The organism is Methylopila jiangsuensis, assembly GCF_027922305.1.
Taxonomy (GTDB): domain Bacteria; phylum Pseudomonadota; class Alphaproteobacteria; order Rhizobiales; family Methylopilaceae; genus Methylopila; species Methylopila jiangsuensis.
The window spans coordinates 96,286-107,802 of sequence record NZ_BSFK01000016.1 but is presented as its reverse complement, the minus strand read 5'-3'; the positions used below and the strand labels follow the sequence as shown (position 1 = coordinate 107,802).

Annotated in this window: 11 protein-coding genes; 7 read left to right on the top strand and 4 right to left on the bottom strand. The window is 71.0% G+C overall.

Features of this window, described 5'->3' with window-relative positions:
• Positions 1–102: 102 nt before the first annotated feature.
• A complete protein-coding gene (locus PKE85_RS13300; protein WP_271205248.1) occupies positions 103–366 on the bottom strand; it encodes a GlsB/YeaQ/YmgE family stress response membrane protein in 264 nt (87 codons plus the stop codon).
• A 196-nt stretch (positions 367–562) separates the two neighbouring features.
• Here PKE85_RS13300 and ccrA point away from each other — a divergent pair, with 196 nt between their 5' ends.
• The 7 genes from ccrA to PKE85_RS13265 all read left to right on the top strand — a co-directional run bounded on the left by ccrA (position 563) and on the right by PKE85_RS13265 (position 8,220).
• Positions 563–1,849: a crotonyl-CoA carboxylase/reductase gene (ccrA, locus tag PKE85_RS13295; RefSeq protein ID WP_271205247.1), complete on the top strand. Its 1,287-nt coding sequence runs from the start codon at positions 563–565 to the stop codon at positions 1,847–1,849.
• A 12-nt stretch (positions 1,850–1,861) separates the two neighbouring features.
• Positions 1,862–2,311 carry an aspartate 1-decarboxylase gene (panD, locus tag PKE85_RS13290; RefSeq protein ID WP_271205246.1) on the top strand — a complete coding sequence of 150 codons (450 nt, stop codon included), beginning with the start codon at positions 1,862–1,864 and terminating at the stop codon, positions 2,309–2,311.
• A gap of 133 nt (positions 2,312–2,444) precedes the next feature.
• On the top strand, positions 2,445–3,806 hold the full coding sequence (mnmE, locus tag PKE85_RS13285; RefSeq protein ID WP_271205245.1) for a tRNA uridine-5-carboxymethylaminomethyl(34) synthesis GTPase MnmE: 1,362 nt from the start codon (positions 2,445–2,447) through the stop codon (positions 3,804–3,806).
• A gap of 108 nt (positions 3,807–3,914) precedes the next feature.
• Positions 3,915–5,777, top strand: a complete 1,863-nt coding sequence (gene mnmG / locus PKE85_RS13280; protein ID WP_271205244.1) for a tRNA uridine-5-carboxymethylaminomethyl(34) synthesis enzyme MnmG — start codon at positions 3,915–3,917, stop codon at positions 5,775–5,777.
• 16 nt (positions 5,778–5,793) lie between these two features.
• A complete protein-coding gene (rsmG, locus tag PKE85_RS13275; RefSeq protein WP_271205243.1) occupies positions 5,794–6,453 on the top strand; it encodes a 16S rRNA (guanine(527)-N(7))-methyltransferase RsmG in 660 nt (219 codons plus the stop codon).
• A 38-nt stretch (positions 6,454–6,491) separates the two neighbouring features.
• On the top strand, positions 6,492–7,319 hold the full coding sequence (locus tag PKE85_RS13270; RefSeq protein WP_271205242.1) for a ParA family protein: 828 nt from the start codon (positions 6,492–6,494) through the stop codon (positions 7,317–7,319).
• A 28-nt stretch (positions 7,320–7,347) separates the two neighbouring features.
• On the top strand, positions 7,348–8,220 hold the full coding sequence (locus PKE85_RS13265) for a ParB/RepB/Spo0J family partition protein (protein ID WP_271205241.1): 873 nt from the start codon (positions 7,348–7,350) through the stop codon (positions 8,218–8,220).
• A gap of 176 nt (positions 8,221–8,396) precedes the next feature.
• Here the strand turns inward: PKE85_RS13265 and PKE85_RS13260 are convergent, their stop codons facing one another.
• From PKE85_RS13260 to PKE85_RS13250, 3 genes are all read right to left on the bottom strand, one after another.
• Positions 8,397–9,236, bottom strand: a complete 840-nt coding sequence (locus tag PKE85_RS13260) for a C40 family peptidase (RefSeq protein WP_271205240.1) — start codon at positions 9,234–9,236, stop codon at positions 8,397–8,399.
• A gap of 39 nt (positions 9,237–9,275) precedes the next feature.
• Positions 9,276–9,863 (bottom strand): YqaA family protein, encoded by a 588-nt coding sequence (locus tag PKE85_RS13255; RefSeq protein WP_271205239.1) that lies wholly within the window; start codon positions 9,861–9,863, stop codon positions 9,276–9,278.
• Positions 9,864–10,132: 269 nt separating this feature from the next.
• Positions 10,133–11,500, bottom strand: coding sequence for a leucyl aminopeptidase family protein (locus PKE85_RS13250; RefSeq protein ID WP_271205238.1), 1,368 nt, complete (start codon positions 11,498–11,500; stop codon positions 10,133–10,135).
• Positions 11,501–11,517 lie beyond the last annotated feature (17 nt).

Below are 11,517 nucleotides of genomic sequence, written 5' to 3'. Positions count from 1 at the left end.
CAGATCGCCTCGCGCAAACGCGGGCGGCGTACTCCGCCCGCGCCAGTGTTTAACCCACCGATGCTGCGCCGCAATGAGCCGATCGTCGAGGGGTTCTAACCCTCACGCTCGTCGAAACAGACCGATGATCAGCAGCAGCACGATGGCGCCGATGGTGGCGCCGATGATCTGGCCGAGCACGCCGGGGCCGACGAAGATGCCGAGCTGCGCCAGCAGCCAGGCGCCGATCACCGCGCCGAGGATGCCGACCACGATGTTGCCGAGGACGCCGAGGCCGTAGCCGCGGACGACCAGCCCCGCGAGCCAGCCGGCGACGCCGCCGATGATGAGGATGGCGAGAATGCCGTAACCGGCGAACACTTCCATGCGGAGCCCTCCGAGGGGCGCCGCGCGGGACCGTTTCCCGCGCCGCAGCGCCCATGGGACCAAAGATGGAGCGCGACTTGGTTCCGGCCATCTCGCGCCGCAGCATGAGGCCATCGTCGCATTGCGCCGGTGAGCGGCCCCGTCATAGTGCCGCGACCAAACGCCACTTTTTCCCTATCGCGAGGGTGCGCCCGCCATGGCTTCGACGGAAGAACGCAAAGACCTCTACGAACTCGGCGAGATCCCGCCGCTCGGCCATGTGCCCGCCAACATGTACGCCTGGGTGGTGCGCAAGGAGCGCCACGGGCCGCCGGAAAGCGCCAACGAGGTCGAGGTGGTCCCCACCTGGGAGATCGGCGACGACGAGGTGCTGGTCTACGTCATGGCCGCGGGCGTGAATTACAACCACGTCTGGGCCTCGCTCGGCGAGCCGATCTCGCCCATCGACGCGCACAAGATCCCGATCCACATCGGCGGTTCGGACGCCTCGGGCGTCGTCTGGGCGGTGGGCCGCAAGGTCACCCGCTGGAAGGTTGGCGACGAGGTCATCATCCACTGCAACCAGGACGACGGCGACGACGAGGAGTGCAACGGCGGCGATCCGATGTTCTCCTCCAGCCAGCGCATCTGGGGCTACGAAACGCCGGACGGCTCCTTCGCCCAGTTCTGCCGGGTGCAGTCGCGCCAGCTCATGGAGCGGCCGAAGCACCTGACCTGGGAGGAGGCCGCCTGCTACACGCTGACGCTGGCCACCGCCTACCGCATGCTGTTCGGCCACGCGCCGCACGCGCTGAAGCCGTCCGACAACGTGCTGGTCTGGGGCGCCTCGGGCGGCCTCGGCGTGTTCGCCGTGCAGCTCATCAAACAGTCGGGCGCCAACGCCATCGGCGTGATCTCCGACGAGTCGAAGCGCGACTATGTGATGAGCCTCGGCGCCAAGGGCGTCATCAACCGCAAGGACTTCGACTGCTGGGGCCAGATGCCCAAGGTCAACAGCCCCGAGTACAACACGTGGGTGAAAAGCGCCCGCGCCTTCGGCAAGGCGATCTGGGACATCACCGGCAAGGGCGTCGACGTGGACATGGTGTTCGAGCATCCGGGCGAGGCCACCTTCCCGGTGTCCTGCCTGGTGGTGAAGCGCGGCGGCATGGTGGTGTTCTGCGCCGGCACCACCGGCTTCAACATCACCTTCGACGCGCGCTACGTCTGGATGCGGCAGAAGCGCATCCAGGGCTCGCACTTCGCCCATCTGAAGCAGGCCTCGGCCGCCAACAAGTTCGTGCTCGACGGCCGGGTGGACCCCTGCATGTCGGAGGTGTTCAGCTGGGCGGAAATCCCGCAGGCGCACACCAAGATGTGGAAGAACCAGCACGCTCCGGGCAATATGGCGGTTCTGGTCAACGCGCAGCGCCCCGGCCTGCGCACCGTGGACGAGGTGCGCGCCGGCGGAACCGTGCCGGCCAAGGCCACGGTCCCCGCGTAACAAGGACAGCCGATGCAACGCTACGTTCGGGCGAAGCTCCATGGGATCCGCGTCACTGGCGCGGATCTCAACTACCACGGCTCGATCACCATCGACGCCGAACTCTGCCGCGAGGCGGGGCTGGAGCCGCTCGAATTCGTGGAGATCTGGAACAAGAACTCCGGCGCCCGCATCGCCACTTACGTTCTTTACGGCGAAGCGGGCTCCCGCTGCTGCATCCTGAACGGGGCCGCGGCGCGCACCTGCCAGGTGGGCGACGAGGTCATCATCGCCTCCTCCGAATGGGGCGCGTTCGACGACATCGCCGCGCTGAGCCCGAAGGTGCTCACCTTCAAGGACGGCAACGAAATCGACGAGCGCATCGTCTACCGGGTGTTCCGCAACGCCCGGGGCGAGTTCGACATGGCGATCGAAACCGACGCCGGCGCGCCGCTCGACGTCAGCAGCCTCGTCGGCGGCTGATCCCTATCCCCCTGCTCCGCCCGTGATCGACGCCCGGCCACGCGCCGGGCGTTTCGCGTTTCAGCGCGGCTTGATCGCGCCGCGCCGCTCGTCCATCACCGCGTAGCCCAGACCCTGCGTGAGGCCGAGCCCCATGACCGACGCCGGCGCCCCCTCCCCGTCCGCCTTCAACGCCGCGCTTCGGCGCGACAGCATCGTCGCCGTCTCCACCGCGCCCGGCCGGGCGGCGATCGCCGTGATCCGGCTGTCTGGCCCGGAAACCGGCGCGGCGCTCGATGCGCTGGCGGGCGCACGCCCTGCGCCGAGGCGCGCCTCGCTCCGCCGCATCCGTGATCCGCGCGACGGTGAGACGCTGGACCGGGGGCTCGCGCTGTGGCTGCCTGGGCCGGGCAGCCCCACCGGCGAGGACTGCGCCGAACTCCATATCCATGGCGGCCGCGCCGTGGTCGCCGCCGTGCTGGACGCCGCGCTCTCCTTGCCCGGCGTTCGCGCAGCGGAGCCCGGCGAGTTCGCCCGTCGGGCCTTTCTCGCCGGCCGGCTCGATCTGGCGGAGGCGGAGGGCCTCGCCGATCTGATCGACGCCGAGACCGAAGGCCAGCGTCGGCAGGCGCTGCGCCAGAGCGAGGGCGCGCTCTCCGCCCGGGCGCAGCAGTGGCGGGACCGGATGATCGGCGCCATGGCGCTGATCGAGGCCGGGATCGACTTCGTGGACGAGGACGACGTGCCGGCCGAGGCTCGCGCTCAAAGCTACGGCCCCGTGGCGGCTCTGGCCGAGGACCTGCGCGCGGCGCTTGCCGACCAGCGCGCCGAGCGGCTGCGCGATGGCTTCCATGTGGCGATCGTCGGCCGCCCCAACGCCGGCAAGTCCTCGCTCCTGAACTCGCTGCTCCGGGAGGACGTCGCGATCGTCGCCGACACGCCCGGAACCACCCGCGACGTGCTGGAGGCGCGGCTCGATCTCGGCGGTTATCCGGTCGTGCTCGCCGACACCGCGGGTCTGCGCGAGGCGGAGGACGCCGTGGAACGCGAGGGCGTGCGCCGGGCGAGACGCCGCGCGGCCGAGGCCGACCTGACCCTGTGGCTGCGCGACGCCTCCGCCCCCGACGAGGACGAATCCGCGCCCGAAAGCGGCGGGGCGCTGTGGCGGATCGCCAGCAAGACCGATCTGGCGCCGGCGCCTGCGGACGCCGATCTCGCGCTTTCGACACGCACCGGCGCGGGGCTCGACGCCCTGCTGGCCGCGCTCACCGAGGCTGTGCAGGATGGGCTTGGCGGGACCGAGCATGCGGGCCTGACCCGCGCCCGCCATCGGGAGGTGGTCGCCGCCGCGCTCGACGATCTGGACGCCGCGCTCGGGCGCTGGGCGCATCTGCCCGACGAGGTGCTGGCGGAGCTGCTGCGCCGGGCCGCCGGCGCCATTGGCCGCATCGTCGGCGGCGTGGATGTGGAGGACGTGCTGGACCGGCTGTTCTCCTCCTTCTGCATCGGCAAATGAGTCAGGCTCGGCGCTCCATGTTTCACGTGAAACACGGGCGGCGCGTTGCGGGACGGAGGCCGCTCCGCTATTCAGGACGCTGACTTCTGAACAGACGGAACGAGCGACATGCGGACGTCCTTCGACGTCGTCGTGGTGGGAGGCGGCCATGCGGGCTGCGAGGCGGCGGCGGCTTCGGCGCGGTTTGGCGCGCGCACGGCGCTGGTGACCCACCGGGCCGACACCATCGGCGCCATGTCGTGCAACCCGGCCATCGGCGGGCTCGGCAAGGGCCATCTGGTGCGCGATCTGGATGCGCTCGACGGCTTGATGGGCCGCGTGGCGGACGCAGGCGGCATCCAGTTCCGGGTGCTGAACCGGCGCAAAGGGCCCGCGGTGCGCGGCCCCCGCGCCCAGCAGGACCGCAAGCTCTACGCCGCCGCCATGCAGGCGGCGCTGGCGGCTCAGGCGAATCTCACCATTATAGAGGGTGAGATCGACGACCTCGTGGTGGAGGACGGCCGCGTGACCGGCGTCACGCTCACCGACGGGCGCGGCCTCGGCGCCGGCGCGGTGGCGCTGACCACCGGCACCTTCCTGCGCGGACTGATCCACATCGGCGAGGTGAGCTTCCCCGCCGGCCGCATGGGCGAAGCGCCCGCGCTCGGCCTGTCCAAACGGCTGGGGGCGTTGGGCTTCGCGCTCGGCCGGCTGAAGACCGGCACCCCGCCCCGGCTCGACGGCCGCACCATCGACTTCGGCGCGCTGGAGGAGCAGGCGGGCGATGAACCGCCGGAGCCGTTCTCGACTCTCACGGCTGCGATCACGACGCCCCAGATCGCCTGCCACATCACCCGGACCACCGCGGAGACCCATCGGGTCATCCGGGACAACATCGCCCGCTCGGCGATGTACTCCGGCCGGATCGAGAGCCGCGGCCCGCGCTACTGCCCCTCGATCGAGGACAAGATCGTCCGCTTCGGCGACCGGGACAGCCATCAGATCTTCCTGGAGCCGGAGGGGCTCGACGACCCCACCATTTACCCGAACGGCATCTCCACCTCTTTGCCGGAGGACGTGCAGGGCGCCGTCATCCGTTCCATTCCGGGGCTGGAGCGCGCGGCGATCCTGCGACCGGGCTACGCCATCGAGTACGACCATGTGGACCCGCGCGAGCTCGATCCCACGCTGGAGTCGAAGCGTCTGCGCGGCCTGTTCCTCGCCGGCCAGATCAACGGCACCACAGGATATGAGGAGGCGGCGGCGCAGGGGCTGCTGGCCGGCCTCAACGCCGCCCGCCGCGCCGCGGGCCAGGACGGCGCCGTCTTCGACCGGGCCGAGGCTTATCTCGGCGTGATGGTGGACGACCTCGTCACCCGCGGCGTCAGCGAGCCCTATCGCATGTTCACCTCGCGCGCCGAGTACCGGCTATCGCTGCGGGCGGACAACGCCGACCTGCGCCTCACTCGCCGCGGCATGGCGCTCGGTCTGGTGGGCGGGACGCGGGAGCGCGCCTTCGCCGCCAAGGCGGAGGCGCTGGCCGCGGCGGAGGCTTTCGCCCGCGGGGTGGCGCTGACGCCGAACGAGGCCGCGGCCCACGGCGTCACGGTCAACCGCGACGGCCGCCGCCGCACCGCCTTCGAGCTGATGTCGCTGCCGGACGTGGGCGTGGAGCGGCTCGCCGCCATCTGGCCGGAGCTCGCCCGTTTCGGCGCCTCCACGCTGGCGCAACTGGAGATCGAGGCGTCCTATGCGGTCTATCTGGACCGGCAGGACGCGGACATCCAGCGCTACCGGGCGGAGGAGAGCGCGTCGATCCCGACGGATATGGATTACGCCACGCTGCCCGGCCTGTCGGCGGAGCTGAAGGCGAAGCTGGACGCCGCCCGCCCCGCGACCCTCGGCCAGGCCGGGCGCATCGAGGGCATGACGCCGGCGGCGCTGACGCTGATCGCGGCGCGGGCGCGCAAGCTCGCCAGCCAGGCGGCCTGAACCGGAGAACCAACGCATGGCGGGTTTCGATCCGGCGAACCGCGCCGCCGACCGCGCGGCGGCCGAGCGGCTGATGCATGTTTCACGTGAAACATGGGCCAGGCTGGACGCGCTGGTGGCCACGCTGGACCGCTGGCAGGCCACGACCAACCTCGTCGCCCCCACCACCCTGGCGCAGGTCTGGACCCGTCATGTGGCGGACAGCGCCCAACTTGTGAATCTGGCGCCGGCGGACGCCGAAGTCTGGGTGGACATCGGCGCCGGCGCCGGTTTTCCGGGGCTGGTGGTGGCGGCGCTGCTCGCCGGCCGCACGGAGGTGCATCTGGTCGAGAGCAATCTGAAAAAGGCCGCCTTCCTGCGCGAGGCCGCCCGCGCCATGGGGTTGACGGTGGCGGTGCACGGCGTGCGGGCGGAGGCGGCGCTGGGCTCCGCCATCCCCCACGCGGACGTGGTGAGCGCCCGCGCGCTGGCCTCGCTGTCGGACCTGCTGCGCCTCGCGGCGCCGCTGTTGAAAACCGGGGCGGTCGGCCTGTTTCCCAAGGGCGAGAAGGCGGCCGATGAATTGACCGAAGCGCAGGAATCCTGGAACATTAACGCATCGTTTCATGCGAGCCGGACCGACCCTGCCGCCAGCGTCATTCGTGTGGAGGGATTGTCCGATAAACGCTTCGGCTGACCGTTTTCGCGCCCGTTCGCGCGCTGGAGCTTCCGCCCATGCTGTCCTCCGCTTTTCCTGAAGGCGCGCGCCCTCGGGTGCTCACCCTCGCCAACCAGAAGGGCGGCGTCGGCAAGACCACGACCGCCATCAATCTCGGCACCGCGCTCGCCGCCATCGGCGAGACGGTGCTGATCATCGACCTCGACCCCCAGGGCAACGCCTCCACCGGGCTCGGAGTCGATCGCCGGGCGCGGCGCATCTCCACCTACGACGTGCTGGTGGGCGAAGCGACGCTGGCGGAGACCATCCATGAGACCGCCGTGCCACGGCTGCATCTGGCGCCCTCCACCATGGACCTGCTGGGCGTGGAGCTGGAGATCGCGTCCGAGAAGGACCGCGCGCTGCGGCTGCGCGACGCCATCGCCGCGCTGCACGACGCCAAGGTGGGCGGCCGGGCCTACACCTATGTGCTGGTGGATTGCCCCCCTTCGCTCAACCTGCTCACCATCAACGCCATGGCGGCGGCGGATTCCATCGTGGTGCCGCTGCAGTGCGAGTTCTTCGCGCTGGAGGGCCTGAGCCAGCTGCTCAAGACCGTGGAGCAGGTGCGCGGCGCCCTGAACCCGCACCTCACCATCCATGGCGTGGTGCTGACCATGTTCGACCCGCGCAACAACCTGTCCAACCAGGTGGTGGCGGACGTGCGCCAGTTCATGGGGCCGAAGGTCTACGACACCATGATCCCGCGCAACGTGCGGGTGTCGGAGGCGCCGTCCTACGGCAAGCCGGCGCTGCTGTACGATCTGAAGTGCTCCGGCTCGCAGGCCTATCTTCGGCTGGCGTCCGAGGTGATCCAGCGCGAGCGCGCGCTGCGGGCGGCCTGACGCCGCCGTTGGTTTTGGAGACATGAGCATGGCGGACGAGCCCCAGCGGTCGCGTCTCGGGCGCGGCCTTGCGGCCCTGATCGGCGACGTGGGCGACGAGACCGCGGTGGTGGAGCGCTCCCGCGGGCAGCGCCGCGCGCCCATCGCCCATCTGAAGCCTTCCGCCGCCAACCCCCGCCGCCGCTTCGCGGAGACCGATCTGGACGACCTCGCGGCCTCGATCCGCGAGAAGGGCGTCATCCAGCCCATCATCGTGCGCCGGCTGGCGGGCGAGGCGGAGCGGTTCGAGATCATCGCCGGCGAGCGGCGCTGGCGCGCGGCCCAGAAGGCGGGCGTGCACGACGCGCCGATCCTGGTGCTCGACGTCACCGAGCGCGAGGCGCTCGAGATCGCCATCATCGAAAACGTCCAGCGCGCCGACCTCAACGCCATCGAGGAGGCGGTGGGCTACGAGCAGCTCATGGCCCAGTTCGCCTACCGGCAGGAGGATCTGGCCCGCGTCATCGGCAAGAGTCGAAGCCACATCGCCAACACCATGCGGCTGACCAAGCTGCCGGACGACGTGAAGGAGCTGGTGACCGAGGGCGCGCTTTCCGCCGGCCACGCCCGCGCGCTGCTGGCGCTGCCGGACCCTTCCGCCGCCGCCCGCAAGGCGGTGGCCAAGGGTCTGTCGGTGCGCGAGGTGGAGGCCATGGCCCGCGCGCCGGAGATCAAGTCCGTCGAGGGCCTGCGCAAGCCGAAGCCGGAGAAAGACGCCGACACCGCGGCGCTGGAGCAGGCGCTGTCCGAGGCGCTGGGCCTTGCGGTCGCGATCAGCCCCAAGGGCGAGGGCGGAGAGCTGTCGATCCGATACCGCAGCCTCGACCAGCTCGACATGGTGTGCCGCCGCCTGAAGGGCTGAGCACGCGGCGTCAAAACCTCGCGAAAACCGCCCTGCCCTTCCAGGCGACTCTGAAGCCCCGCAGGCGGCCGCGCCGTTTCGCGCAGGCCATCACAGGCGCCGCCTTCGCGAACGCCGTCAGCGGCCATTTGTGAGGGTCGGTTTTTTCGGCGCGGGCAGCCGTTTTGCGCAAGCGTTCAGCCGGCCGGCCGGCGCACCGAAGTGACGGGGCCGTCGGTGAGCGCGATCCGGGCGATCGCCTCGTGCAGCGGCTCCAGTGCGGTCGCCATGTGGAAGGCGTTGGCGTGCAACAGCGTGCGCTCGTCTTTCAGCATGGCCACATGGCCCTTCCAGAACAACAGGTCGCCGCGTCGAGCCTCGTCGAGGGCGATCGGGCGGCCCAGCTCGCGCTCCTGCAGGTCGGCGTCCCGGGGCGCGGCGATCCCGCAGGCGGCGAGCGCGATCTGGACCAGACCGGAACAGTCGAGCCCGAGGCTGGTGCGGCCGCCCCAGAGATAGGGCGCGCCGACGAAGCGCTCGGCCACCGCCGCCGCGTCGTCCTCGACGGCGTCAAGCGGCGCCAGATGGCGGGCGATGGCGAATGCGCCGGTGTCGAGCGCGGCGAAGCGGCCGTCCACGTTCACGACGCCGACCCGCGCGCCGGTGGAAAGCGCGTCCACGGGCGGAACCTTGAACGAGGGAGCCGGGAACAGCAGCGTGCGCAGCGCGGCCACGCGATGGGTGGCGCCGGGGCCGAGATCGGCGCTCAGCGCAGCGGAGGGCATGTAGCCGACATAGGAGTCCAGCGCGAGCTGGACCCAGGCCCAGCCGTCCAGTTCGTCGTAGACCGTGACCTCCTCGCCGAACAGCGCCTCGGTCTCCAGCATGGCGTCCGGCTGGGGCGCGCGGCGCAGCGGCGCATGGCCCACGGCGACGCGGCGGCGTTCTCCGGTTTCGAACCGTAACGCCTCCACCTGCCCCCGAAGATGGGCGGCGGCGACGTCGGGGCGGGCGGGAGTGAGGCGGCGGTCGGCCATGGAACGCTCCGGGCGGCGGGCGGCGCGGGACGCGCGCCGTCAGCGGAACAGGTAAGGCGCGGCGACGAACCCGAGGACGACCAGCGCAAGCGAGATCCAGAACACCTGGGTCAGGCGCGTGTCCATCAGGCGTTTGGCCTGCGGGCCATAATAATAGAGCAGCGCGCAGGGCAGGAAGAACCGCACGCCGCGCGCCGCCACGCTCGCCAGCACGAAGGTGACGAAGTCGAGCTGGGTCAGGCCGCTGGCGATGGTGATCACCTTATAGGGGATCGGCGTTACGCCGCCGCCGATCAGCACCATCAGCCAGCCGTATTCGTTGTATTTGCCGGCGACGCTCTCGAACTCGTCCCCCATGCCGTAGAGCGCGAGCAAGGGCTGGCCCACCGCCTCGAACAGGAAATAGCCAATCAGATAGCCGGCTATCCCACCGAGCACGGAAGAGATGGTGCAGATGGCGGCGTAGCGCCAGGCCTTGGCCCGGTCCGCGAGGATCATGGGCAGCAGCATCACTTCCGGCAGCGCCGGCACGAAGGAGCTTTCCGCGAAGCACAGCGCCGCGAGCGCCCGCTCGGCGTGCCGGTGGCGCGCCATGCGCAGGGACCAGTCGTAGACGCGTTGCAGCATGCCGTCCGTCAGGGTTCGGGAGGTGGAGGGCGTTATGCCAAGCCTCGGGGCTCGCGTCCCGTCTAGCGGAAGCGCTCTGACCGTTTCGTGAACGTCTGGCCCACCCAGGCGCCCGCTCTAGGATTGCCGAAGCGCACGATTTGAACCCGTCATGCCCGCGATGCTCGGGTAGCCATGACTTGGCCGCGCCGAACCGTGAACCGCTCAGGTCGTGGAAGCCCGAGGCGAGCTCGGGCATGACGGGTGGCGGATTTTCCCAATCGGCGCCCTCAGGTCGAATAGCGCTCGGCGAGCATGGCCGCGAGCGCGCGGGCCCCCTGCACCTCACCGCCCTCGGGCCGGCCGGGCTTGGGCGAGGGCGCCCAGGCGAACACGTCGAGATGGGCCCAGGATCGGGCCCGGCCCACGAAGCGGCGCAGGAACAGCGCGGCGGTGACCGAGCCGGCGAAGGCGCCGCCGGAGATGTGGTTCACGTCGGCGATCTTGGACGACAGCAGATCGTCATAGGGGTTCCAGAGCGGCATGCGCCACAGCGGATCGTGCTCGGCGGCCGCATGGCGCAGCAGGTCGGCGGCGAGCGTCTCGTCGTCGGTGTAGAGCGGCGGCAGGTCCGGCCCCAGCGCCACGCGGGCGGCCCCGGTGAGCGTCGCGGCGTCGACGATCAGCTCCGGCGCCTCCTCGTCGCCGAGCGCGAGGCAGTCCGCAAGCACGAGGCGGCCTTCCGCGTCGGTGTTGCCGATCTCCACGCTCAGGCCCTTGCGGCTCGGGATCACGTCGCCGGGGCGGAAGGCGTCGCCGGAGATGGCGTTCTCCACCGCGCCCACGATCAGCCGCAGCCGCACCGGAAGTTTCGCGCCCATCACCATGTCGGCGAGCGCGATCATGGCGGCCGCGCCGCCCATGTCCTTCTTCATCAGCAGCATGGAGGCGTCGGGCTTGATGTTGAGCCCGCCGGTGTCGAAGGTCACGCCCTTGCCCACCAGCGTCACCTTGGGCGCGTCCTCCGGCCCCCACAGCAGATTCACCACCCGCGGCGCGTGATGGGGCGCGGCGGCGCGGCCGACCGCGTGAACCAGCGGGAAGTTCGCTCCCAGCAGGTCGTCGCCCACGATGGCGCTCACCGAAGCGCCATGGCGCTGGCCAAGGGCGCGGATCGCGGCTTCGAGCTCCGCCGGGCCGAGATCGTTGGCGGGCGTGTTGACGAGGTCGCGGCCGAGCGTCACCGCCGCCACCGTGCGCTCCAGCTCCGCGCGGTCGACGCCTTCGGGCGTCGCCACCCGCGCGGCCGGGACCGGGAGCTTGCCGTAGCGGGTGAACCGGTAGGCGCCGAGCGCGAAGCCGAGCGCGGCGAGGCGGGCGTCCCGGACGGCGCCCTCGAAGCGGTAGGTCCCGGCGGGAAGCGCGCCCACGAGGCGGCCGGCGAGGAACGGGTTGATCTGGCGCGCGTCATCGGACTCGACGCCGAACAGGACGCCGGCGAGGCCGCCCTTCTCGTCCGGGGTCAGCAGCGTCTTGCCCGGCCCGTTCTCGAAGCCCGCGGCCTCCGCCCAGCGCCTGGCCTGCTCCGGCAGCGGCGCGCCGCCGGGCGTGAACCACACCGGCGTGGCGGCGTCGGCGGCGTCGGCGAAGACGGACATGGGCGGCTTCCTCGAAG